This window comes from Candidatus Nitronereus thalassa, assembly GCF_032191465.1.
Lineage (GTDB): Bacteria > Nitrospirota > Nitrospiria > Nitrospirales > UBA8639 > Nitronereus > Nitronereus thalassa.
In genome coordinates this window covers 1,987,060-2,009,257 of the sequence record NZ_JAQOUE010000001.1, presented here as the reverse complement: position 1 = coordinate 2,009,257, position 22,198 = coordinate 1,987,060, and the positions used below count along the sequence as shown (strand labels likewise).

General features: G+C 49.5%; 25 protein-coding genes and 1 pseudogene. 11 read left to right on the top strand and 15 right to left on the bottom strand.

The window, feature by feature from the left end; genetic code table 11:
- Positions 1-412: 412 nt before the first annotated feature.
- The 3 genes from PPG34_RS08980 to PPG34_RS08970 all read left to right on the top strand — a co-directional run bounded on the left by PPG34_RS08980 (position 413) and on the right by PPG34_RS08970 (position 4,686).
- Complete coding sequence (locus PPG34_RS08980) at positions 413-2,131, top strand: putative bifunctional diguanylate cyclase/phosphodiesterase (protein WP_313832895.1); 1,719 nt, start codon at positions 413-415, stop codon at positions 2,129-2,131.
- A 147-nt stretch (positions 2,132-2,278) separates the two neighbouring features.
- On the top strand, positions 2,279-3,601 hold the full coding sequence (locus PPG34_RS08975; protein ID WP_313832894.1) for an MFS transporter: 1,323 nt from the start codon (positions 2,279-2,281) through the stop codon (positions 3,599-3,601).
- Between the two features lie 185 nt (positions 3,602-3,786).
- On the top strand, positions 3,787-4,686 hold the full coding sequence (locus PPG34_RS08970; RefSeq protein ID WP_313834278.1) for a bile acid:sodium symporter family protein: 900 nt from the start codon (positions 3,787-3,789) through the stop codon (positions 4,684-4,686).
- Between the two features lie 44 nt (positions 4,687-4,730).
- Here the strand turns inward: PPG34_RS08970 and PPG34_RS08965 are convergent, their stop codons facing one another.
- On the bottom strand, positions 4,731-6,224 hold the full coding sequence (locus tag PPG34_RS08965; RefSeq protein WP_313832893.1) for a M28 family peptidase: 1,494 nt from the start codon (positions 6,222-6,224) through the stop codon (positions 4,731-4,733).
- 99 nt (positions 6,225-6,323) lie between these two features.
- Here PPG34_RS08965 and PPG34_RS18360 point away from each other — a divergent pair.
- A pseudogene (locus tag PPG34_RS18360) lies at positions 6,324-6,509 on the top strand (ArsR/SmtB family transcription factor); the annotation flags it as partial.
- 1 nt (position 6,510) lies between these two features.
- Here PPG34_RS18360 and PPG34_RS08960 read toward each other — a convergent pair.
- Complete coding sequence (locus tag PPG34_RS08960) at positions 6,511-6,669, bottom strand: hypothetical protein (RefSeq protein WP_313832892.1); 159 nt, start codon at positions 6,667-6,669, stop codon at positions 6,511-6,513.
- Here PPG34_RS08960 and PPG34_RS08955 point away from each other — a divergent pair.
- On the top strand, positions 6,668-7,138 hold the full coding sequence (locus PPG34_RS08955) for an SRPBCC family protein (protein ID WP_313832891.1): 471 nt from the start codon (positions 6,668-6,670) through the stop codon (positions 7,136-7,138). The two genes, PPG34_RS08960 and PPG34_RS08955, sit on opposite strands and share 2 nt — an antisense overlap.
- Before the next feature lie 87 nt (positions 7,139-7,225).
- On the opposite strand, the gene PPG34_RS08950 is transcribed toward PPG34_RS08955, so the two are convergent.
- Positions 7,226-7,672: a VOC family protein gene (locus PPG34_RS08950; protein WP_313832890.1), complete on the bottom strand. Its 447-nt coding sequence runs from the start codon at positions 7,670-7,672 to the stop codon at positions 7,226-7,228.
- Positions 7,673-7,811: 139 nt separating this feature from the next.
- On the opposite strand from PPG34_RS08950, the gene PPG34_RS08945 reads away from it, so the two are divergent.
- Positions 7,812-9,281: a protein adenylyltransferase SelO gene (locus PPG34_RS08945; protein ID WP_313832889.1), complete on the top strand. Its 1,470-nt coding sequence runs from the start codon at positions 7,812-7,814 to the stop codon at positions 9,279-9,281.
- Between the two features lie 43 nt (positions 9,282-9,324).
- Here PPG34_RS08945 and PPG34_RS08940 read toward each other — a convergent pair whose 3' ends face one another.
- Complete coding sequence (locus PPG34_RS08940; protein ID WP_313832888.1) at positions 9,325-10,035, bottom strand: acyloxyacyl hydrolase; 711 nt, start codon at positions 10,033-10,035, stop codon at positions 9,325-9,327.
- Positions 10,036-10,371: 336 nt separating this feature from the next.
- Here PPG34_RS08940 and PPG34_RS08935 point away from each other — a divergent pair, with 336 nt between their 5' ends.
- The 3 genes from PPG34_RS08935 to PPG34_RS08925 all read left to right on the top strand — a co-directional run bounded on the left by PPG34_RS08935 (position 10,372) and on the right by PPG34_RS08925 (position 12,367).
- Positions 10,372-11,058 carry a zinc metallopeptidase gene (locus PPG34_RS08935; protein WP_313832887.1) on the top strand — a complete coding sequence of 229 codons (687 nt, stop codon included), beginning with the start codon at positions 10,372-10,374 and terminating at the stop codon, positions 11,056-11,058.
- A 38-nt stretch (positions 11,059-11,096) separates the two neighbouring features.
- Entirely contained in the window at positions 11,097-11,597 is a 501-nt protein-coding gene (locus tag PPG34_RS08930; protein ID WP_313832886.1) for a tetratricopeptide repeat protein, read from the top strand.
- An 80-nt stretch (positions 11,598-11,677) separates the two neighbouring features.
- The gene (locus PPG34_RS08925) at positions 11,678-12,367 is read left to right on the top strand and encodes an AbiU2 domain-containing protein (protein WP_313832884.1); all 690 of its coding nucleotides are present in this window, start codon (positions 11,678-11,680) and stop codon (positions 12,365-12,367) included.
- Positions 12,368-12,408: 41 nt separating this feature from the next.
- On the opposite strand, the gene PPG34_RS18355 is transcribed toward PPG34_RS08925, so the two are convergent.
- From PPG34_RS18355 to PPG34_RS08900, 6 genes are all read right to left on the bottom strand, one after another.
- Positions 12,409-12,567, bottom strand: a complete 159-nt coding sequence (locus PPG34_RS18355) for an HNH endonuclease (RefSeq protein ID WP_420888094.1) — start codon at positions 12,565-12,567, stop codon at positions 12,409-12,411.
- Positions 12,568-12,605: 38 nt separating this feature from the next.
- A complete protein-coding gene (locus PPG34_RS08920) occupies positions 12,606-12,950 on the bottom strand; it encodes a HepT-like ribonuclease domain-containing protein (protein WP_313832883.1) in 345 nt (114 codons plus the stop codon).
- A complete protein-coding gene (locus tag PPG34_RS08915; RefSeq protein ID WP_313832882.1) occupies positions 12,947-13,237 on the bottom strand; it encodes a nucleotidyltransferase family protein in 291 nt (96 codons plus the stop codon). The genes PPG34_RS08920 and PPG34_RS08915 overlap by 4 nt, the downstream gene beginning before the upstream one ends.
- A 90-nt stretch (positions 13,238-13,327) precedes the next feature.
- Positions 13,328-13,657: an HNH endonuclease gene (locus PPG34_RS08910; RefSeq protein WP_313832881.1), complete on the bottom strand. Its 330-nt coding sequence runs from the start codon at positions 13,655-13,657 to the stop codon at positions 13,328-13,330.
- Between the two features lie 260 nt (positions 13,658-13,917).
- Positions 13,918-14,733, bottom strand: a complete 816-nt coding sequence (locus tag PPG34_RS08905) for a dimethylarginine dimethylaminohydrolase family protein (protein WP_313832880.1) — start codon at positions 14,731-14,733, stop codon at positions 13,918-13,920.
- A complete protein-coding gene (locus PPG34_RS08900) occupies positions 14,726-16,000 on the bottom strand; it encodes an ornithine cyclodeaminase, nickel-pincer nucleotide-dependent (protein WP_313832879.1) in 1,275 nt (424 codons plus the stop codon). The genes PPG34_RS08905 and PPG34_RS08900 overlap by 8 nt, the downstream gene beginning before the upstream one ends.
- 112 nt (positions 16,001-16,112) lie before the next feature.
- Between PPG34_RS08900 and PPG34_RS08895 the strand changes: the two genes are divergently transcribed.
- Positions 16,113-16,766 carry a hypothetical protein gene (locus tag PPG34_RS08895; protein WP_313832878.1) on the top strand — a complete coding sequence of 218 codons (654 nt, stop codon included), beginning with the start codon at positions 16,113-16,115 and terminating at the stop codon, positions 16,764-16,766.
- Positions 16,767-16,805: 39 nt separating this feature from the next.
- On the opposite strand, the gene PPG34_RS08890 is transcribed toward PPG34_RS08895, so the two are convergent.
- The 5 genes from PPG34_RS08890 to PPG34_RS08870 are packed head-to-tail and all read right to left on the bottom strand — an operon-like array spanning position 16,806 to position 20,839.
- Complete coding sequence (locus PPG34_RS08890; RefSeq protein ID WP_313832877.1) at positions 16,806-17,489, bottom strand: HEAT repeat domain-containing protein; 684 nt, start codon at positions 17,487-17,489, stop codon at positions 16,806-16,808.
- Positions 17,486-18,355 (bottom strand): SirB1 family protein, encoded by an 870-nt coding sequence (locus PPG34_RS08885; protein WP_313832876.1) that lies wholly within the window; start codon positions 18,353-18,355, stop codon positions 17,486-17,488. Before PPG34_RS08885 ends, PPG34_RS08890 begins: the two co-directional genes overlap by 4 nt.
- Before the next feature lie 20 nt (positions 18,356-18,375).
- Entirely contained in the window at positions 18,376-19,161 is a 786-nt protein-coding gene (locus PPG34_RS08880; RefSeq protein ID WP_313832875.1) for an ABC transporter permease, read from the bottom strand.
- Between the two features lie 32 nt (positions 19,162-19,193).
- Entirely contained in the window at positions 19,194-20,165 is a 972-nt protein-coding gene (locus tag PPG34_RS08875) for an ATP-binding cassette domain-containing protein (protein ID WP_313832874.1), read from the bottom strand.
- The gene (locus tag PPG34_RS08870; protein ID WP_313832873.1) at positions 20,165-20,839 is read right to left on the bottom strand and encodes an LON peptidase substrate-binding domain-containing protein; all 675 of its coding nucleotides are present in this window, start codon (positions 20,837-20,839) and stop codon (positions 20,165-20,167) included. The genes PPG34_RS08875 and PPG34_RS08870 overlap by 1 nt, the downstream gene beginning before the upstream one ends.
- Before the next feature lie 163 nt (positions 20,840-21,002).
- On the opposite strand from PPG34_RS08870, the gene PPG34_RS08865 reads away from it, so the two are divergent.
- Positions 21,003-22,181, top strand: coding sequence for a lipocalin-like domain-containing protein (locus PPG34_RS08865; protein ID WP_313832872.1), 1,179 nt, complete (start codon positions 21,003-21,005; stop codon positions 22,179-22,181).
- Positions 22,182-22,198: the final 17 nt, after the last annotated feature.

Genomic DNA, 22,198 nt, shown 5'->3' with positions numbered 1-22,198 from the left:
ACGTAAGCCCCTAGAGATGTCAGGATTAACATAGATGTCATCGGAATAAAACGAATCAACATTAAGTGGGAAAAATACCGATGAATATGGGTGTGCATAGGACTCGACGATAAGTGCCAATCTACAAAAGGCGAAACCTCTCTATCGTTTGAGAAAGAAGGCTAAGCGGACACGAATCGCCTCAATTTATCTTTGGACCTTGATCCTAACTCTATAGGCAACATTCTTCAATAAAAACCTGCAACCAATACTGTTTTGCGTATCGGAGGATTCAGTATTACGGGAAACGGAAGAATGAAATTTAGATATCCGGATTTTGAATTAAGTCTGGTTTGGCGCAGACCGATTCTACCCCTCATATACAGATGCAGAAATGCATTACTTTCTGAATGAAATAGGAGCTAAAATTGTAATGGCAGAAGTCCACCATATTAAAGTGTTGTTAATCGAAGATAATGCGGTAGATGCCTTATGGGTCCGGCGGGCGTTAGAAAGTTTTGAGGGATTTCATATTGATTGCGTGCATCTGGATTCGTTGCCTGAGGCCCTTACCTATGTTGAGCAACATGATATCGATGTGATCCTGACCGATCTTTCCTTGCCGAGTTCTTCTGGATTGGACACGGTTGATCAGCTGCGTGCGACGACTTCAGATACGCCGATTTTGGTTCTGAGTAGTCTCAATGACGAATCTTTGGCCGTGTCAGCCGTACAAAACGGCGCTCAAGATTATTTGGTCAAAGATCATGTGACAAAAGATGCGCTGCATCGCTCGATTCGGTACAGCATTGAACGGTGTCGTTCCCAGCGGCACCTGGCCTACCTGGCGGATTATGATCAATTGACGGGTCTTCCTAATCGTCGATTGTTTTTCGATCGTTTTGATCATGCTTTAAAACGGGCCAGAAGGTCAGAACAGCTCGTGGCGCTCTTGTTTGTGGATCTTGATCATTTTAAGGATATTAATGATTCCATTGGGCACCAGGCTGGGGATGAAATATTGCAACAAGTTGCCGAGCGCTTGCAGGCCTGTGTGCGTGATTGCGATACCGTTTCTCGCATGGGAGGTGATGAATTTGCTCTGGTGCTGGAGGATGTTCCCAGCATCCAACAGGTGAGTGTAGTGGCCAATCGATTGTTGGATCACCTTGCGGCGCCTTTTCTTATTGAGGAGCAGGAACTTTTTTCCAGCGCCTCGGTCGGCGTCACCATTTTTCCCTTTGATGACAATCTCGTGGGCACGTTGCTGCAACATGCGGATATCGCGATGTATCAGGCCAAGCATCAGGGGGGTAATGCGTATCACTACTATTTGGGTGGCATGGGAGCGCAGGTGGCGAGTCGGTCATCCCTGGCAAATGATCTTCGCCAGGGGTTGGCGAAGGAAGAGTTTTTCCTTCACTACCAACCGCTCGTTGATCTTCAAACAAGCCGGATTATTGGCGTTGAATCGTTAGTGAGGTGGCAGCATCCCACACGTGGGCTGATCCCACCGGGTCAATTTATTCCCATTGCTGAGCATATTGGGGTGATCGGGCCACTGGGTCACTGGGTCCTGCAAAAAGCCTGTGCGGATATTAGAGGAATTTGTCACGAAGGTGTTTCTGAGATTCCAGTGGCGGTGAATGTCTCGGGTCGGCAGTTTGGTCATCATGATCTCGCGACGAAAATAGAGAAGGTGCTAGGGGATTCTACCCTCTCTCCCGGGATGCTGGAATTGGAGTTAACCGAAAATGTGTTGATGGATGATTCCATCAATCACACTTCTACGCTCAAGCGAATCAAAAACATGGGTGTGAAAATATCCATTGATGATTTTGGCACGGGCTATTCATCTTTTCGCTATCTCAAGACCTTTCCCATCGATACCCTGAAAATCGATCGCTCCTTTATCCAAGATCTTCCCCATAATGCTCACAATGCCAGTTTGGTGGCGTCCATGATTTCCATGGGGCATAGCTTGGGATTGTCCGTTCTGGCCGAAGGCGTGGAGACGGAAGACCAAGTCAATTTTCTCAAGGGACATAACTGTGATCGCGCGCAAGGTTACTTTTTTGCCAAGCCCCAATCTCTTGATTCTTTGATGCCGATGTTGAGGCATGGCCATGTCTCTGCTCCGGCATTGAACTAATTTTTATTGTCCTCCCACCACAATGTAAACAAGCTTGGTCCTGTGTTACTGTGGGCCCCATTGCCCTGGTCGCGGGATCATGTCGCACGTCCCCGTTCTTCAGCGAGCCAGAATCTCTGAATTCTTATATGTGCAATGAGTGGTGTGATGTTTGTTGCTGGATATTCGTATCGTTGGGTGATTTTGGTGTGTGGTGTGTTGGCCTATGCCACCTCCTACCTGACGCGGTGGAGTTACACGGGACTGGCCTCGTTTATTCAAGAAGACCTTCAGCTTGATAAAGCCGATCTGGGGGTGCTGGGCAGCGCGTTTTTTTATACCTATGCTCTGGTGCAGGTGCCATGGGGCAAAAGCGCGGACCGGTGGGGTGGACGAACGGTCATCCCGTTGGGGGTGTTGCTCTCAGCCGGCGGGTTATTGGGCTTTACCTTGGCACAATCTTTTGGGGAAGCCATCGGTTGGCGTGTAATGATTGGCCTCGTGGCGGCGAGTGTCTTTGTGCCGGTGGCGAGTCTGCTTAGCCATTGGTTTGCCTCGGAAGATCGAGGGTTTGCCAATGGGATCTATTATGGATTTGGAGGCGGACTAGGACAAGCCACGGCGTTTTTGTTGCTCCCTTTGCTCCACGTGTTTTTTCTTGACCGCATCGACTCGGTGTTCTCAGGTTGGCGAGGTGCCATGGGGTTGGTGGCATTGATTGTTGCAGGATTGGGGGTGGGGTGTTGGGTTTTCCTTCGATCGTATCCGCCACAACCAGAAACCAAAGGGGCTGTCTTGGCGCCGTCTCAATCCATCAGCCAAACGACTCCTAATTCTAGGGTCGCTTCTATTACCAAGGACCCAATTCTTTGGTGTCTCGGTGGGTATTTTGCGGCGGGTATTATTGCGCTTCGATTGGTACCCGGGTGGCTGACCATTTTCGCCAGCGAGTGGTATCACGTCGAGCAGGGTTATAGTCAAACAGATGCGGTCATTGCAGGCGGCGTGATGGGGACGGTGTATACGATAGGCCATGTGGCCGGAAGCCCGTTGTTGGGAAAATTATCCGATCGGTTGGCGGCGTACGGAATCGGTCGATTCCAATGTGCTGCCATGGTGTTAGGGTTGGGCGCTGTCTCAGTAAGTTGTTTGACCGTGCCCATGGGAACGCCCTGGATGTTAGGCGGTGTGGCGCTTCTTCTTGGTGTGACCCTGCATGCCTTTCCCATTATCAACGCGGCAGTGTCGGACCGATGGGGAGGACATCGGACAGGTCATGCTTTGGGATGGATTAATATGGTCGGCCAGCTGGCCGGAGCGGTCGCCTTGTCCGTCAGTGGATATCTGGGACTCGCCTGGGCATCGGGGGCCACAGGGACCGTGGCGGAGTATGCCGGCATTTGGTACCTCGCCGCTGGTGCCTGTGTGTTTGGGGCAGGGTGTGGGTGGTTGGCACATCGACTAACAAAAACCGTCGTTCGTATCTCGTGAAGCGTATCTTGTTAGTCATGAAATCAAGGATAACTTCACTTCATTAATTTTTTCCTTTTCACGAAATACGAGATACGAAATGCAAACGACTGTTTGTATCAGCAACGAGCAACGAGAAAGTCCAAAGTGTTGTGAATACGGGTACTGAAAACAATTGTCGTTCAAAAGGTATTTCCCCATGGGTGATGCTCATCCAAGATGGGTTTGTGGTGTGGGTGTTATTGGGCGCGATGTGGGGGTGGTTGGCGCCGGAATCGGCTGCGGAAGGGAAGGCTTGGATTCCAGAAGCCTTGTCGGTGGTCATGTTAGGAATGGGATTAACATTGACCTATGCCGATATAGTCAATCTTCGTTATTCAAGCCGTGTGCTTGCTCTTGGTGTCGCGTTGCAATATTTGGTAATGCCGTTGGGGGCATGGTTGATTGCGATGGCGTTAGATTTGCCAGCGTTCTTGGCCATTGGCGTGATTCTGGTGGGCGCTTGTCCGGGTGGGACTGCCTCCAACGTAGTGGCGTATTTGGCACGAGGGGATGTGGCCTTGTCGGTTGGAATGACGACTATATCCACGATACTCAGCCCTTTGCTGACGCCGTTGTGGATTTGGATTCTGGCCTCGACTTGGTTGTCGATTGATCCTGTACCCTTGTTGTGGACGGTGGCCAAGATTGTGCTGCTGCCCGTGATGGTGGGCATGGTTCTGCGACGATATTGGCAGCCACGTCCATGGATGCTTGAAGGAATGTTTCCTATCCTTTCTATGGGCGTCATTGCTTGGATTGTTGGGGTCATTGTGGGATTGAATCATGATCAACTTGGGGTTGCGGGTGTGGTTCTTCTGGCGGTCGTGGTCCACAATGCATTGGGCCTGGCGTTAGGTTATTGGGGGGCAGGAATTCCCAAATCGACGATTCAGCAACGGCGAACGGTTTCGATTGAAGTGGGGATGCAGAACTCAGGACTTGCTGTGGCATTGGCCGTGGCACATTTTGAACCACTGGCTGCCGTGCCAGGCGCGGTTTTCAGCATATGGCACAATGTGACGGGGCCGTTGTTGGCGAGTGTCTGGCGACGGCAGAAAGATTAGATTTATTTTATGCGGGCGCGAAACCCTCCATAAAATAAAATTCACTAATCAGGGTTGGCTAAATGTTTAGTGAGAGCAAGGACGAATTGTGCGGAAGTTTCTAACCTATCGGTTTGGATAGTGTCATGAGTATCAGAGGTTTGATGAAAGTGCGAATGCTTGCCAGCGGTGACAACCGCGATCGTAGGAATGCCGGCATTGGCGAACGGGACATGGTCGCCGCCAGGGAAGAAGCCATACAGATTAACTTTGTCCGATAAGCCTGATTTTTCAGCTGCACCTTTGGCTACATCTTTTGGCATCTTCGAAACACCAATAGTGAGATTGCCATTGCCAATGCCTACATGATCAATATTGATCATGGCCACAGTATTATTCAGGGGTCGAGCAGGATTGCGCACATATAATGTCGAGCCCAACAAGTTTTGTTCCTCCCCACTAAAGGAAGCGAAGAGAATTGTCCGTCTTGGTGGCGGCCCTTCCTGCAGTACACGAGCAATTTCCAAGAGCACCGCGGTTCCTGAGGCGTTATCGTCTGCGCCGGGAAACAGAAGCCCAGCCTGTTGGCCGAAGTGGTCGCGATGTGCTCCGACAATAATGGTTTCGTGTATAAGCGTAGGGTCGTTTCCTGGAATCATGCCAAGCACATTGATTAATGATCCTGTCTGTTGAGTACTTTCCCATTTCATGTATGTCAGTGCGTTGAGTTCTCTTGACTGCGTGACTCGTTCATCGTTCAGAGTTTCTTGAATTTTGTTTAAATCCCATCCTTCGGCTTGAAATAACTTTCCACCGATGTCTCCGCTGATCCATACCCCAGGCAATGGTCGTTCATCCTTAGCATTCGTATAAAAGGCGAGCGGTTGATGTCCCATTCCTCGACGCGCGGCGTAGCGACCCAATACAGGACCAGTCAGTGTGATGAATCCTACTGCTCCCTTTTCGCGAGCCAAGCGTTCTTTTTCGGTGTGCTGAATGTGGAGCGGATAGTGTGATGGTTTTCCCCGCAAGAACATGACGACGTGATTTTGAACATTGAGTCCTTCATATTCGTCCCAATCGCGAGCAGGATCGGAGATTCCGTACCCGACAAAAACAATGGGCGCGGTGACATGATGTGAAGGGGAGTCGAGGACCGGCAGGAACTGTGTGCCGATGATAGGTGTGATTGGCGTCTGTTTGTCCATACCAGGGAAAGAAAATTCTAAAGTGGAGGGCGTTTGAATATGGGAGATTGTCACAGGCCCGGTTTGTCCCCATGGTTCATGGTGCGGACCAATGTGGTGTTGGCCAGCAGGGGTCAGTCCCAATTCGTGAAACCGCAGGGCGACGAATTCGGCTGAGCGATGATCACCCTCTGTTCCGGTTTGGCGTCCATCGAAGTGAGGGTGACTTAATGCGTGAATGTCTTCCATCATTCGATTTGGATTGAGGGTGAGAGACCCATCGTCTGGGTATGCTGGGGGTGTGAAAAATGTGAGTCCTCCCAGGAGCAGCGGTAAAAGCGGTAAATTAGTTAACTTCCAAGACCGTTTCATTGAGTCCACTATCCCATATTTTGATGCCCATTGTTAATCTGCAAAATATGATGAGGGAGTGCTTGACGGAAAAGGGGGCCGGACTATATAGTTAACCATATGGTTAACTATGTGCATCAGCCTTTGGATTCTACTTTCGCGGCGTTGGCCGACCCCACGCGTCGGGCCATTGTGCAGCGACTGGCTATTGAGAGTGCGACGGTCAAGGAGTTGGCTCAACCCTTTCGTGTATCGCTGCCAGCCATTTCCAAACACCTTCGAATTCTCGAAGAAGCCGGGTTGTTGTTCAGACAAAAGGCTGGCCGGGTGCATCACTGTCATTTAAATATTGAGCCGCTACGGCATGCACAAGATTGGTTTGCGTTCCATCAGAAATTTTGGGAAGGACGATTGAACTCTTTGGGAAAATACCTCTCGCAACGACCAGCAAAGGAGCACACATCATGGCAAACTCTACGGCAAACAGCCAAACCTCAATCCAGATCACAAAGATCTACCAGGCCCCTCGAGAAAAAGTCTTCGAGGCTTGGACAACACCGGAAGCCTTGAAGCAGTGGTTTGGTCCGAGTGATGATTTTAAAACACCCTCGGTGGAGGTAGACCTTCGAGTTGGTGGAAAGTACCGGATTCAGATGCTAGCACCAAATGGAGAGTCCCATATTGTGGGCGGCACGTATAAGGAAATCTCTGCACCTGGTAAACTTGTCTTCACGTGGGCGTGGGAAGCTGGTGGAGGGTGTGGAGATACGGAGCCTGGAGCGACGACGGAAACGTTGGTCACCGTAGAATTTCGAAATCGTGATGGCGAGACGGAAATGGTTCTGACTCATGAACAGTTCCCCAATCCTGAGTCTCGTGAAAAGCACAACGAAGGCTGGGGTGGTTGTTTGGATCGATTAAGAACTGCGATTTAATGTGTTTAGGGCTGATTTTTCAGAAAGGGTCGGCATTATACATTGTGGGTGCTGACCCTTTTATAAGGCATCTAGGTTGATTATCGACTACAACACCAGCGGTTTAATTGGCGACAAAACGGCAGACGGATTTTCCTTCCAGATTTGTTCATCTGCATCGACATTCAATTCGATTTCATTCGCATCAGGGTCAGCGAGATAGAGGCTTTGACTTACCGTATGGTCGCTCATCCCGGTGATGGGAACACCTGCGTGTTTTAATTCCTGCTTGGCCTGGCGAAGGTCATCCAAGCTATCCCCAATTTTGATGCCGATATGGTAGAGCCCGCGCCGGAGTCCTGATGGTGGTGCTGGAGCATCGCCTACTTGGATGAGCAGTAATTCGTGATGAGTGCGTCCCGACGTGAGGGCGACGGCTTTGCCATTAAAAATTTTCCCTATTTCTTGAAAACCTAATAGGTCTCGATAAAACTTCAAGGATACCTCAATATCTTTCACGTAAAACACGACGTGCCCGAGATAATGTGCTTTCATGGCAGGCCTTCCTTTTCCCGTTGGGAAGGATGGAAAAATGACCGGCAAACTTAGGCGTGTGGCGTATCCTCAGCTTTTTCGGCTGTTCTTTGCAATGCCCTGACTTGCAGCTGCGGTGTGGCTGGAAGATAATGAACCCATGAACACACTTGAACAATTACCTTTCGACAATACCTATACCCGCTTGCCCGACGTATTTTTCGAAAGGGTCATGCCAACCGGGTTTCCTGAAACTCATTTGGTGAGTTTTAACCCGGGGGCAGGGGAATTAATCGATCTCGATCCTGACCAAGCCAAGCGGCCTGAGTTTCATCAAGCGTTTGGCGGAAAACAGTTGTTGCCGGGAAGCGACCCGATTGCCATGCTCTATGCCGGTCATCAGTTTGGTCACTATGTGCCGCAGCTGGGAGACGGTCGGGCGATATTGTTGGGGGAAGTGCGAAATAGCCGAGGGGAAAAGTGGGATCTGCAATTAAAGGGCGCTGGAATGACGCGATTTTCCCGCGACGGCGATGGCCGTGCGGTATTACGATCCACAATTCGGGAATATCTCTGTGGCGAAGCCATGCATGGCTTGGGCATTCCCACCACACGGTCGCTCTGTATTATTGGCGGCGATGAAGGCGTATTGCGCGAACGACCAGAGCCTGGGGCCATGCTCATTCGCATGGCGCCGACGCATGTGCGCTTTGGAAGTTTTGAGGTGTTCTTTTACCGGCGACAACAGGAACATCTCAAAACATTGGCGGATTATGTGGTTGCCGAGCACTTTCCTGAGTGGATTGACGATGATGCAAAATATCGCCGCTTTCTTGCCGAGATTGCCCGACGCACCGGGGTGATGATTGCGCATTGGCAAGCCGTGGGGTGGGCACATGGTGTGATGAATACCGACAACATGTCGATCCTTGGGTTGACATTGGACTATGGCCCATACGGGTTCATGAATGACTTTAATCCTGGATTTATCCCGAATCATTCGGATCATCAAGGCCGGTACTCGTTTCAAAATCAACCGGACATTGGGTATTGGAATGTTCGAGCGATTGCGCAGGCGCTCTCCCCGTTGGTGGAAGAATCCGATCTCGCTGGTGCACCAGAACTCTATGAAGAGACCATGCTCAAGACCTATGCCGAGTTGATGCAGGCCAAATTGGGCCTGCAAGAAACCCACGAGGGGGACGACAAACTTCGAAGAGATCTCTTTGCGCAGATGCACAGCAATCACGTCGATTACACCAATTTCTTCAGAGCCTTGGGTAATTTTAAGCAGGATGATCCTGGCGCGAATGCGGAGATTCGCGATCAATTTCTTGATCGAGAAGGATTTGATTGGTGGGCTGAACGCTATCAGGCCAGGTTGAAAGCCGAACGCAGTGTCGATGCCGAGCGGAAAGTTCGCATGGATCACTGCAATCCGAAATATATATTGCGGAATTATCTCGCGCAGGTAGCCATTCAACGAGCCACGGAACAGCAGGACTATTCAGAAATTGATCGGTTACTAGAACTCCTTCGCCACCCCTTCGATGACCAACCCGAAATGAATGAGTATGCGACCCCGCCACCGGATTGGGGGAAACATATTGTGGTGAGCTGTTCGTCTTAATTTTTGGAGAACTGTGTTTGAGAAAGACTCCGCCAGGAAGAGGTTACTGAAATAGCGGCATGTTAAATTTGTAGCCGAGTTCAAACATGTAAAAATCAATGCCGACGTTATCATTGCCATAAACACCGGCATCGGACATATGAAAAAATCGGATGCTCCCTAGAAGGTTCCATCCAAGGTCCGCGGTGATTCCTAGATGCCCAATGAATTGAACGACACCTCCCAAATTCTGTGCACCAAAAGTGTAGTCAGACAAGAATGCCCATCCTCCCCCTAAATCAATGCCCACACGCCAATCGGGTTTTCGTAATGCGATTCCAGGCCCGAGAGTGCCGATGAAGCCAGTATCACCTCCGCCATTTATCAACCCGGCGGAGCCGTTGGCAAGAAACCGAATTTCCCACCCATTTTCCAGAGACGAAGAACATGATTTCTTGTTAGAAGCGGAGCAGAAAAGATAGGGTACCCGCCAGCCCCACGGGAGATCCAAGACCACAGTCACATCATATTGTTGAAAGTTCACTGAGTTGGCATCGGCATTATCAAAATTCAGCCGAAAGATATTTACCTCAGGAATATCAAACGCCCCACGAATTCCTACGGAACGCAGCCGCAACTCATCGGCAAAACTGGGAATGGATGAAAGCAGGAGAAGGCACGATATGAAAAAGAGACTAATAGCAATGGGAATTTTACAGAGAGACCTGAGGTGAAGGAAAAGCTTCTTCAACAATGGATGGTGAACAAAGGTCATCTATTTCTTAGGGTTTCACAAAGGCGTTGAATGCTGAAGCTGCGTTTGGAGGCGGAGGAGACAGTGAAGGTATCAGATGTATATGGCTTTCTTCTTCAGCGGGTCAGGTACTCCTGTGGCAACAATGGGTTAAAATTAATGTGGCAATAAACCCTATTATGTTCAGTCTGTCAACTCGTGGAATCCTCGATGGGGAAAGGCTAGGGTGTCTTAGGTATATTTTGTCTGATTAGAATGGTCATCCCGTTGTAGGATCGTTCTCGTTGGGAATTACCTGGTGCCCTCATTGAAAGAAATTGGTATTCTGAAGTGCATTGATAGTGAAAGGACGTGTTGGTGGTACGCGGCGTAGTGTTGATCATCCTTATATTAGGAGTGCTTCTGGGCCCTCAGCTTTGGACGAAGTATGTCTTTCGTAAATATCGAAGTCATCGAGATGAATATGCTGGAACGGGTGGTGAGCTCGCGCGGCATTTGCTCGATCGGTTTGACATGAAGGACGTGAAGGTAGAAACCACAGAGCTTGGCGACCATTATGATCCACTCACAAAAGTCGTGCGCCTTCTTCCTGACAATTATAACGGCAAGTCTCTTACCGCGGTCACCGTCGCAGCCCATGAGGTTGGACATGCGATTCAGGATAAAACGCGCTACAAACCACTGCATGAACGTACGAAATTAGTACGGGTCGCCCAGGGCGCCGAGAAGGCGGGTTCGTTTATCATGATGGGCATTCCGATTATAGCCGGGCTGACTCGATCACCAGCCGGGGGGGTATTCGTGTTTATGGCGGGCCTGGCCGTCATGTCGATTGGCGCGTTGGTACATCTAGTGACCTTGCCTGTGGAATGGGATGCGAGCTTTCGTCGAGCACTCCCTGTGTTGGAGCAAGGGCATTATATTTCTACGAAGGATATGGAAGGAGCGAGAAAGATTTTAACAGCCGCGGCCTTGACGTATGTTGCGGCTTCGCTGGGAGGGTTGTTGAATATTTGGCGGTGGATCATGATGATGAGACGTTGAACTGAAAGCTTCATTCAAATGGTGATGAGAATTATTTCATGCGGGTTTCGTCCCCGCGCGACGAGGTCCTTTTGTTTCGGCAAAAGGACCCAAAACCATGTTTGCCTGTGCGCGGCCCTGCGGGTTCCTCCGTTTCCGTCCCGAATAAGATGGCTCAGGAACTCGCTCCGAGGTGCAAAGCCACCTCTCCACTCAAACAACCTTCGCCAATGAAGTCGATTTGGGACGGAAACTCCGCCGCGCCCAACGCGGGAAAGCTAAATGAGAATAAACGGGAGGAGATTATGGTTAGGAAAAAATCAAAAACAGCTTCGCTATTTTTGGTCATTTTAGGATTACTGTTTGCTTTGATGATGGGGTGTGGGGGGGAGAGTCCGGAGAGTTTATTTGGGACTGCCCAGTTTGAGGAGAAGCAGACAAATTTTAAGCACGCGAAAGAATTGTATCAGCAGATCATTCGCGATCATCCTGATTCGGAATGGGCCAAGAAAGCCAAGGAGCGGTTTGAAGCATTAGAAGGTTTGTATCCGGACAGTTGATGGGGCATTTCGAGAGGAATATGGGAAACTCTTACAATATGCCTTAAATGTAAGTAAACGAAAACTGAAAGTGGACTAAGATGACAAGATATCATTCTCCAGATGAGGTAAAGCAACCCTACATCGAGAAAATGGGGCCGGAACTAGGGGCAGTATTTAACGAATTATGGCAGGAAGTTACTCGGTTACACATACGGTGGGGTGAATACGTCGTATTATTTGGGGAAAAAGAAACAAGGATACGTCTGTTAAATGATGCCTCCCCTCTATTTTTTCGAATAGTTCAAGATTCCCTTTGGGAGCAGATAGTTTTGCAGATTGCACGTTTAACGGATCCTCCTGAAATGGGTCAAAAGTCTAATTTATCGTTAAAACGACTGAGAGGGTTAATTAGAGAAGAAACAATTGCTTTAAAGGTTGAAGGGACGATTGATGTTGCAATGGAAAGAGCAATATTTGTCCGAGATTGGAGAAATAGGAAACTTGCACATAATGATCTTGCATTATCTCTAAATCAATCTGCCGAGGCATTGGCACCTGCGAGTCGTTTAGCTATAAAAACCTCACTTAAGGCCATTGCAGATGTGCTGAACTGTATCGAGGTCTATTATGTTGGATCCACGACTGTATTTGATGTCGGTAGCGATGGAAAGGGAGCAGAGAACCTTCTGTATGTCATTAATGAAGGACTGCGAGCAGTTGAGACTCGTAGGAAGAAAATCCGTGAGGGAAAAATTGACGAAGAAGATTTTAGAATAAACCAACTTTAGATTTCGACTGCCATCAAGTCATTTGCTCCGTCCTATTTCACTCACTTTTCAAAAAGTTTCCTTAGCACCACTTCGGCGGGCGTTTCGAGTTTTTTCTTTCGGTTGCACTCTACACAGGATGGGACGATGTTTCCCTTTGTCGATTTGCCGCCTCTGGCTAGGGGGACGATGTGGTCCATGGAGAGTTGGTCTGGGGGGATTGTTGATCGTGGTAGCCTATTAGGAAAAGATTGGCTTCTTAAGCCGATTTCTCCATGTTTCGAAGAATGGCTTCAATTCTTGGTTTGAGGTTGGGAATATCTCGTTCCACGACCATCCAAACTTCTTGTAGGTCTAGTCCAAAGTAGTCATGAACGAGAACATTGCGCATGGTAATAATTTGGGGCCATGGTATTTCAGAATGGTCTTTTCGAACTGAATCGGAAAGTTTTCTCGCGGCTTCGCCAATGATTTGAATATGGTGGACCATCCAAGTTTGAAGCAGTTCTTCTTGTTCAAATCGGTGTCGGCCATCAGGTGTATATCGTTCAATTCGTTCAATGGCTTCGAGAATGTCTTGAAGCCGCTCCTTGTCGTTCCTCATAGAGGAACGGCTTCCTGTAAAACACGCTGCCGCACTCGTGGGCGAAGGCCACGCTCTGAGGCAACATCGACTTTTCGATTCAGCAATTCTTCCAGATCTAGAATCAGAGCTGCGTGGTCAAGCAGGCTTCGGCCAGCTTCCATCTCAACAAGAAAGTCAATATCACTTTCAGGGGTTTCTTCCCTTCGGGCAACTGACCCAATGATGCGAACCTTTGTGGCTCCATGTTTGGCGGTCAGATCAAGGATTTCGTTTCGTTTGGCTTTAAGGAGATCCTGTATTCCCATTTTGTTTCCTCCTAGAGGCAAGTTCCAAGATTCAATCGTAATTCACTCATTTTAGAAAGTACAGGGCTAAAAAAGAGAAGGATCCTATCCCTAAGGCTGAGAATTTTCTTCCGGTTGATTAGCAATCGTTCGCAAAGCAGTCTCCGCTGGTGTTTCGAGATTTTTCTTTCTGTTGCATTCCATGCAGGATGGGACGATGTTGCCTTTGGTGGATTTTCCGCCTCGCGCTAGGGGGACGATGTGGTCCATGGAGAGTTGGTCGGGGGGGAACTGTTTTTCGCAGTAGTGGCAGGTACCTTTGTGGAGTTGGTTTTTCCACCAGGGCGTGCGTTTGAGTTCTCGCGCTTTGTCGCGTTCTTTGCGAATGCGTTTGGCATTGTCGGGATCGGGTGAAATTTCGAAGTATTGTTCGGTCGCCATAAGATTTAAAAAGAAGAATTTTTTATGTGGGGTTTCAGCCCCGCGCGACGAGGTCCTTTTGTTTCGGCAAAAGGGCCCAAAACCATTTTTGCTTGTGCGCGGCCCTTCGGGTTCCTTTGTCTCCGTCCCGAATGGGATGGCTCAGGAACTCGCTCTGCTCAAACAGCCTTCGCCGAGAAGTCAATTCGGGACGGAGACGAAGCCACGCCCAACGCAGGAGAGAAGAAAAAGACTCTCAAACTTTGCTAATTGTGCGGAACTTATTGATCAAGTGCAAGAGTCAGGCATTTGGCGGAGCCGCCGGATTTTAGGAATTGGTCGAGATTGACGGGGTGGGGGGTGTAGCCTCGGTCTTGGAGCATGGCCATGGTTTCTGGGCAGCCGGCGGGGAGGACGACATGTTTGCCCACACATACGGAGTTGCAGGCGAAGCGTTCGGCTTCGGCTTGAGGCACGATGATGCGGCGATGCTCTTCCACGCGATGCGCAATAGTAGCTTGGGCGTAGGTGTCGAAGGCCGCAGGATAGTACATGAGTTCGCCACCGCTTAATGGACAGAAGCAGGTGTCGAGGTGATAAAACTGCGGGGAGACAAGCTCCAGCGGCAAAATTTGTTTGCCATAGATCTCGCTTAAGACGTTATAAGCTTTAATGTCGGTGCGTTGGCGGTATCCGCCAAACCAGGCATCGGGAAAGCCGAGCAAGTCTCCGGCTCCTTCAAAATAACAATCCGGTTCCAGGAGTATCACCTGGTAGCCTTGTTCTTTAAACCACCGTTCAAAGTGGGCTTCTTCGCCTTGCCGTTCTTGATGTCGGAATCGGCTGGGAACAGCCTTGCCCTCATCTACCACTCCTGCGTTGGCAGTGAAAACAAGATCCGGCAAGCCCTTGATGGGTGTCATCCGTTCGAGTTTGGTGCCGACATCTTCTTCCAACACGCGGGCCAATTCATGCCACTGCGCTTTACTCTTTTCTGAATCGGTGGCATCGGACACACGCATCCACGGATTGATTTCATACTCAATCCCAAAATAATCCGGTGGACACACGAGAATGCGGCTCACCTTATTACCCACGCCAGCTGAGTTCTTGGGCTAATTGTTTGAGGAAGGATGAAGAATCCATGACGAGGCCTACGGCTTGGAAGCTTCCGCGGTCGCTAAGTTTCGTGGGGACGGCGGGATTAATATCTACACACACGGTGGGAACTTTGGCCGGAAGACAATTGCCTGTAGCGATAGAATGTAGAGTCGTGGCGACCATGAGAGCCAAGCCTACTCCAGGTAGGGCCGCACGCATAGCGGCTTGCGCTTTGACCGAATCGGTGACGACATCGGGCAGGGGGCCATCATCGCGAATACTTCCGGCTAACACCATATCCACTTGTTGACGAACACAAGATGCCATGATGCCGTCTTTAATAAGCCCGGACTCGACCGCCTGTTTGATGCTGCCCGCAGCCCGGACCTTGTTGATGGTGCGTAGGTGATGTTCGTGCCCATGAGGTACGGTGCGTCCGGCGCACAGGGCATAACCAAGGGAGGTGCCGTACACGCTGGCTTCCATATCATGAGCTGCCAAGGCGTTCCCGCAGAATAACACGTGAATGAAACCTTCATCGATAAGCCAGGAGAGGGCATCGCGGCCTCCCGCATGTACGATGGCTGGTCCGCCGACGAGGAGAACTTTTGTGCCAAGGTTTGGGTCGGAAGTGCCTACGCCTTGCAGAAGGGCCTTTTGCCGATTGTCGCGGATCAATTTCATGCGGTTGGCCACATCGGTGATGATGTGTTGATGGGGCCGTTCTGAGGACACTTGGGCTTCCATAAAGGCGAACACATCACGTTCTTTGGGTCGCTCCAATGGAAACACTCGAACGCCGTTCCTTCCAGTGATGATCATTTCGCCGGCTTTCACCTCAGCCATTGGCACGGTGCGAGCGGTGGGCGGGTCGAGGGTGACGCAAATGGCTAAATCCATTTCGATATGTTCTACATCGATCCATTGATCATTAATGTGGACTTGGGTGGGAAGGTGAGAGGTCGCATAAAAAGAATCAGGGAGCACTCCATCTTTTGGGGCTGGTTCTAGAGTACAATTAGCAACCTTTTCAACGATGGCCCCATGGGGCTGTATGGCCTGGAGGATTTCTTCGAGCAGTTTGGGAGTTTCCGCCTGCACTTTGATTTTGGTTAAGGACGAATCCTCTCGCGTCGCTCCCACCTTCATTTCGGACATGTCAAAGGTCCCACCCATTTGCAGAATAGTGTCGAGGACTTTTGCGAGGATGAGCGAATCAATGATGTGTCCTTCGAGCGTGACGGTTTCGTTAACCATAGTCATATTTTACACCTTATGGGTTGGATGGTCATGACAAATCGATCGGTAAAAATCTCCACAAAATTGAGGGGTTTGAGCTTTTTCTCTAGTTCCTACGGTGGGGAGGTGGTATACTATGGTCATGCAAAATTGGTTCATCTACAAACGCAGAGGGGTCTTGATCGTCCTGACCAGTTTAGTATTTTGGTGTGGAGAGGCGGTATTATTCGCGGCTATGACGACTGGCGTGTTCGGAGGGTTTACGAATCATATTTCTGAACAAATCAGGAAGGATAAGGCGGAATTCGCAGCTGCGGAGACTTGTACTATTTGGCATTACGAGAAATTAAAGAAAAAGCCGACGGTTCGCCCCGATGTGGAGAATATTTCTCTTCCAACCATTGATCAAGGTGTCGAGGGGAGTCCTTGCCCCAAGGAGTATGCCGACGGCATCATCGGTGCGAGAGATGCCTTCGCTCAGACACAATCCTTTCTCTCCTTGAGTCTCACCTTTTTCCAATTTGCGTTAGTAGGTGATCGGAACGACGACGGAGAATATGACGCGGTCGAACTTCAGGATGTTTCGGAATCATTAGGGGTGAACTTTCTGAAACAAGAGGAGGGGATCCAGCTTCTGGCTAAGCTCAATGGAAAGTTTGATGCCGTGCGGAAAACCGCGGAATTTTCTGTACTCACCGATGGTATGCAGGTGTTGTTTGAAAAAGGATATCGCCTAACCCCTGCCGATCAAGATGCGCTGAATCAGGTGGCCAGCCAGCAACAATTCTAGGGCGAGGCTCCTGATTTCGTCGAACATGCGCCTTTCCCTCTAACTCATCCTTTCCACTGCTTCTCTCGACCGACTGCGGACGGTCTGATCCCAATCTTCCTTCATCGTATATTCCAGCTTGGCTTTGGCTTCGGTGGCGCGCATCCGTCCTAATGCCAGCGCGGCACTGCTGCGGACATAGGCAAAATCGTCCTCCAAAGCTTTCATAAGAAGCGGAACGCTCTCTCGATGTTGAATGACTCCAAGGTGGCTGGCGGCCATGCCTTTGATTCGATGCTGTTTATCACCAAGGGAGCGCTTGAAGGTGTGGATGAGCACTTCGGCAATATCCTTTGAGATGCTTTCTAATCCATCGGGTTTGTAGTTGTTCAGTTCGATCAATTCGATGGCCAAGTCAAAACGTTTTCTTGGGGACTTTTCCTGCTTGAATCGCTCAATTAAGACGTCTCGACGCTTGAGTTTATTTTTACTGCGCTTAAAATTTCTGATACTTAGCCAGATCCCAAGGGTGGCGACAAAGCATAAAAAGACAATGGGCAGAACTTCATCGATGATGAAATCCTGCGTATCAAAGTCGAGATGGTTCCAGGTCCATACCGACCCGACGATGACAATCAGGAGGAGGAGCACCGATGTGATATTGGCCTGCCCTCGGTGGTTCGCTATGGATCTGGGAATCGGGCAATCTGGTTTGGGTGGTGTGATGTGATTGCAGGAATTCATTCACGAGGTTCCACAATGTTCAAGAGCCGAGTGAATTGTTCGGCCAGGTTGCTCTCGTCTCGTTTCTGATAAATGGCCACAAGGTTTCGAATCATCCGGGCGAGTATTTGGTTGTTTGAGACAGGATCCAAATAGTGGCTATCAAAGTCGACTCCATATTTATCTAAAAATTTCGCACAGTCTTTTTCCGAGAGGACCACTCCTTGATTGAAGCAATCGATAAACACGGGCTCTGCTTTTAACCGCACCATGAAATGGCCGGGCATGCCCACTCCGACTACCGGGACATTGAGGCGTTGAGCGATCAACAGGTACAGCACGGATAAACTAATGGGAATGCCTATACGGTGGTCCAGAACCTGGTGCAAAAAACTATTATTGGGATTGTAATAATCTTGGATGTTCCCTTTGAATCCCAGTTCAACGAACATGTGTTGGTTGATGGTTTGAATGGCCTGTCTGGGAGCGAGGCCGGGTTCGCACCGTTGTTTCAAAATGTTGGCTATGTCCTCGATTTGGCGTTGATAGGATTGGACTTCTAGGTCTGGGTAAGCCGTGCGTGCAATGAGAAACGCACCGGCTTCTAAATTGACTTCTTCAGTTGAAGAAGTCGTGAGAGCTTGGAATGCGTGTTCGACATCTGTGAACCGGATGTCGGCGATGACGGAGCTGAGGCGATCTAATAGGATGGGGTTTTCTTGGTTCCTCTCAGCCAGGCCCAGAAGAGGCAGGGCGGGATGGCCAATAGATACCAGTTGGTCATGAATGGTTTGTGCAATATGGTGGTCTGGGTCAGACAGCAGGTGGATGAGGGCGTGGATCTGACTTTCTGAAAATTCAGCGCAAGCCAACGACTGGTTCTTCATTTCGCACTACTCGCACTGAATTACCCAATAGCCCGCCGAAACGCTTTGGCTCCGCCGTACAGGCAAATGGCATCGAAGATAGCCAGGATCCCCAATGCCATGGCGACTTGCGGGATGGCGGCTTCCCATCCTGTAATAATCAGGGGACGAACGGCATCAATCACCCAAGTCATCGGGTTCAAAAAGGCCATCGCTTGCATCCATCCAGGCATAGCCGATAAGGGGACCAATGCGGAACTGAGAAAAATCATTGGCAAAGACAGAAAGCCCAGCATCGAGAAAAAATCGCCATGACTTTTGACGGAAAAGGCCATTGCCATGGAAATCGCCGTGAGGCCAACCCCGAACAACATGCCAATGACCAAAATGACGGCAATTCCTAACAGGCCGGTTTCAGGGCGAACGCCAAAGAGGAAAGCAATGCCCAAAATCACTAAGATCTGCATACCCGTAATCGCCATCACAAACAGGTAGCGGCTGAGAATAACCGAGGTGCGATGAATGGGCGTCGACATCATGCGCTCCAAAAATCCATTCTCTTTATCGAACAGAAGGTCGACCCCTCCGGCCAACCCATTATTCAAGACCGTCATCACCACAACACCCCCGGCGAGGAAACTCATATAATTGGGGGCCTGTAGCACTTGGATATCAGCCGCACGTTGAAAAAGACTCCCAAAAAATATCAGCCAGAACAGCATGGGTTGCACCAGTGTAAACAGCATGCTGAATTTTTCTCGACTGAGGCGTCGAACCCACCGCAGGGTCAAAGCCAGGACTTCTTGTTTGTAGTGTGGAAAGTTCATGATGGTTGTTTTTCGTCTTGTGGAGGAAAGCTTTACTCCTCCACCACTTCTGGATATTCCCCTTTTAAAGCATGGCCGGTGAATGAGACAAACACGTCATCTAAGCGTGGGCGATGATATTCAATGCCCTCCACTTGGCAATTCATGCGATTGGCGACTTCAAGAACACCCTGCAGCGATTTCTCTGGTGACTCGACGCGGATATCCAAACCATTTTCATTTCTGCGTATGTCTCGAACGAAGGGAAGCGTTTTGACCTCTTGGCTAAGCTGATCCAGTTTTTCAAGCTGGCTTTCTTGAACGGTCAAGGTCAGCCGGTCGCCTCCCAATCCCGCCTTGAGGTCCTTGGGAGACCCCACGACTTTAATCTTTCCTCCGTCAATAATGGCTAGTCGATCGCAGAGCTGATCGGCTTCTTCTAAGTAGTTCGTCGTCATCACGATGGTGATTCCCTGTTCTCGCAATTGACGGATATAATCCCATATGCGAAGGCGGCTTTGGACATCCAGGCCAAGAGTCGGTTCATCGAGGAACACAATTTTTGGATTGGGCAATAAACCACAGGCGATATCCAGTTTACGTTTCATTCCGCCAGAATAAGTTTTCGCGGGTCGGTCGGCTTGCTCTTCCAGATTTACTAATTTGAGCAATTCTGCGATTCGTTGGTGGGCCTGGGCTTTAGGTAAATGATACAAGTCTCCTAAAAGCTCGAGATGCTCACGTCCGGTGAGGAATCGATCAATGGCCCGCTCCTGGGGTACATATCCAATAAGGCTGCGGACTGTGTCCGGTTCTTTCGCGACATCATGGCCAAGCACAGTGGCGGTACCGGTTGTGGGTTGGAGGACCGTGATCAAAATTCGAAGTGTTGTGCTTTTCCCCGCGCCGTTGGGTCCAAGAAGACCAAAAATTTCCCCGGTGTTTATGGTGAGGGAGAGGTTGTGAATGGCGGTGACAGACCCGTAGGTCTTCCCCAAGCTTTTGGCTTCTATGGCGGGATGCATTAGTCCAACTCTTGAGAATGCTGTTGCGCGTCGAGTTTAAATCGAAGCAGGTCAATAAGGCGGCGAGTTTGTTGCTGCAAGCTTTCGGATTCTAATAAAAACTGTTTCTCAAATGGCGTAAAATCTAAACACGAAGATAAGCTATTTATCAGCACCGTGTCCAATATGGATTGTGCGGTAATCAATTTGCAGAGTTCTTGCGCTTTGCGGGCCCGTAGATATTCCAAGGCAAGTTTCGTCAGGCCTAATCGAAGGCCGGGTTCGATCGGTCCTTCAAACGTTTCGCTGGGGCGAAGGGAGATTTTGGCTCGTCGATAGCTGGTATCAAAAAACTCTTCTTCAATATCGAAACGGGATAATCCTTGGAGAATTACATTCGATCGGCCATCCGCCAACGGCTGAACATTTTTGATTCGGCCTACACATCCAAGGGAAAACACCGGAGGCGTGCCATAGTAATCGTTTTCCCACCCGTCCTTCAGCAGCACCATGCCAATGCATTGGCCGACCTGACTGGCATCGGTGATCATCTCCTGATACCGTGGTTCGAAAATATGAAGTGGCAAATACGTGTTTGGAAAAAACACCACATTGGGAAGCGGAAAGAGAGGAATGACGTCTGGAATGGGAAAGACATCCGAATCGGAAGATGTTGTTCGATCTAATTCAGGCATTCGATACGATAGCGAAGGTTTTTAAGCATTGTCAACGTGACATAAGTGAAATCATCTTACTGGGAAATCGTGAATGCCCGCATGAGGAAAGGCGATTGTCTGTTCACAAATGGCAGGCTATAAGCAGCCGCGGTTCCATAAGTCAAAATTGCAAGGAGTCTGAATGAAAGGGGAGAAACGGCGATGCTGGAATCAGGATACGGTTGTCGCCCTTGTGTTAGGGATAGTCCTCTTTTTCGGGGGACTGATTCCGATTTTCGCGGTATCAGATATTGGCCTTCCTACATCCCCCTCTCAAGTGGGGGTTCAAGCCGAACCGGGTTATATCTATTCTTTTCCTAGTGATCATGGCTCTCACGACATCTATGGTCTTGAATGGTGGTATTTCACCGGCCATCTATTTTCTGACGCGGGACGACGCTTTGGATATGAACTCACGTTTTTTCGAAAAGCTCTTGATCTCCCGCACGTTCAGGAAAAGACCTCTAGGTGGGCCATGACGCAATTGTATTTTGCACATTTCGCCTTAACGGATGTAGAACTCAAAACGTTTCACATTGCGGAGAAACTTAGTCGTGCCGGTTTGGGAAAGGCTGGGGCTGACACAGGGCGTCTCGATGTATGGATCGATCAATGGGCGGTCCGCTCGGCTTCTCCCGATCATCAAGTCTTTGAGCTTCGAGCTGCAGCGAGAGGCTTTGGGCTGGATCTCCAGCTGAATTTGGAAAAGGCTCCAGTGATTCATGGCCAAGAGGGTGTCAGTCGCAAAGGGGCGGATTCTGGGCAAGCTTCTCATTATTATTCTCTCACTCGATTGGCGACGAAGGGCCAGGTGACCGTAGGTGACAAAGCCATGAAGGTCTCCGGACAAAGCTGGATGGATCATGAGTTTGGGTCTGGGGAATTAGGAGATGATCAAGTTGGGTGGGACTGGTTTAGTTTGCAGTTTGACTCCCAGATGGAATTAATGGTCTACCTTTTGCGAAAGCAAGATGGAACTTACGATGCTGCTTCCAGTGGAACACTTATTTTTCCAGATGGGCGGTCCCAACATCTTCAGTTGAAAGATGTGGGTATCGAGGTTCAAAAATATTGGATAAGCCCTAATTCCCAGGCTCGGTATCCTTCTCAGTGGGTTCTTAAGGTGCCATCGGCTCAACTCTCCCTTCAAATCCACCCGGTGTTGGATAATCAGGAATTGAGAACCACTAAAAGTACGAATGTGACGTATTGGGAAGGTGCGGTGGATGTTAATGGGCAGCATAGGGGAAGATCCGTTCAGGGCAGGGGCTATGTGGAACTTACAGGATATGCTGGACAGCTAAAGATGGACAGGAATTAATTCTGAGTCATATGGAA

Coding starts and splice junctions, on each gene's coding strand:
- PPG34_RS08980 (WP_313832895.1), top strand. CDS start 413: ATGGCAGAAGTCCACCATATTAAAGTGTTGTTAATCGAAGATAATGCG.
- PPG34_RS08975 (WP_313832894.1), top strand. CDS start 2,279: ATGTTTGTTGCTGGATATTCGTATCGTTGGGTGATTTTGGTGTGTGGT.
- PPG34_RS08970 (WP_313834278.1), top strand. CDS start 3,787: ATGCTCATCCAAGATGGGTTTGTGGTGTGGGTGTTATTGGGCGCGATG.
- PPG34_RS08965 (WP_313832893.1), bottom strand. CDS start 6,224: ATGAAACGGTCTTGGAAGTTAACTAATTTACCGCTTTTACCGCTGCTC.
- PPG34_RS08955 (WP_313832891.1), top strand. CDS start 6,668: ATGGCAAACTCTACGGCAAACAGCCAAACCTCAATCCAGATCACAAAG.
- PPG34_RS08960 (WP_313832892.1), bottom strand. CDS start 6,669: ATGATGTGTGCTCCTTTGCTGGTCGTTGCGAGAGGTATTTTCCCAAAG.
- PPG34_RS08950 (WP_313832890.1), bottom strand. CDS start 7,672: ATGAAAGCACATTATCTCGGGCACGTCGTGTTTTACGTGAAAGATATT.
- PPG34_RS08945 (WP_313832889.1), top strand. CDS start 7,812: ATGAACACACTTGAACAATTACCTTTCGACAATACCTATACCCGCTTG.
- PPG34_RS08940 (WP_313832888.1), bottom strand. CDS start 10,035: ATGACCTTTGTTCACCATCCATTGTTGAAGAAGCTTTTCCTTCACCTC.
- PPG34_RS08930 (WP_313832886.1), top strand. CDS start 11,097: ATGCGGGTTTCGTCCCCGCGCGACGAGGTCCTTTTGTTTCGGCAAAAG.
- PPG34_RS08925 (WP_313832884.1), top strand. CDS start 11,678: ATGACAAGATATCATTCTCCAGATGAGGTAAAGCAACCCTACATCGAG.
- PPG34_RS08920 (WP_313832883.1), bottom strand. CDS start 12,950: ATGAGGAACGACAAGGAGCGGCTTCAAGACATTCTCGAAGCCATTGAA.
- PPG34_RS08915 (WP_313832882.1), bottom strand. CDS start 13,237: ATGGGAATACAGGATCTCCTTAAAGCCAAACGAAACGAAATCCTTGAT.
- PPG34_RS08910 (WP_313832881.1), bottom strand. CDS start 13,657: ATGGCGACCGAACAATACTTCGAAATTTCACCCGATCCCGACAATGCC.
- PPG34_RS08900 (WP_313832879.1), bottom strand. CDS start 16,000: ATGACTATGGTTAACGAAACCGTCACGCTCGAAGGACACATCATTGAT.
- PPG34_RS08895 (WP_313832878.1), top strand. CDS start 16,113: ATGGTCATGCAAAATTGGTTCATCTACAAACGCAGAGGGGTCTTGATC.
- PPG34_RS08890 (WP_313832877.1), bottom strand. CDS start 17,489: ATGAATTCCTGCAATCACATCACACCACCCAAACCAGATTGCCCGATT.
- PPG34_RS08885 (WP_313832876.1), bottom strand. CDS start 18,355: ATGAAGAACCAGTCGTTGGCTTGCGCTGAATTTTCAGAAAGTCAGATC.
- PPG34_RS08880 (WP_313832875.1), bottom strand. CDS start 19,161: ATGAACTTTCCACACTACAAACAAGAAGTCCTGGCTTTGACCCTGCGG.
- PPG34_RS08875 (WP_313832874.1), bottom strand. CDS start 20,165: ATGCATCCCGCCATAGAAGCCAAAAGCTTGGGGAAGACCTACGGGTCT.
- PPG34_RS08870 (WP_313832873.1), bottom strand. CDS start 20,839: ATGCCTGAATTAGATCGAACAACATCTTCCGATTCGGATGTCTTTCCC.
- PPG34_RS08865 (WP_313832872.1), top strand. CDS start 21,003: ATGAAAGGGGAGAAACGGCGATGCTGGAATCAGGATACGGTTGTCGCC.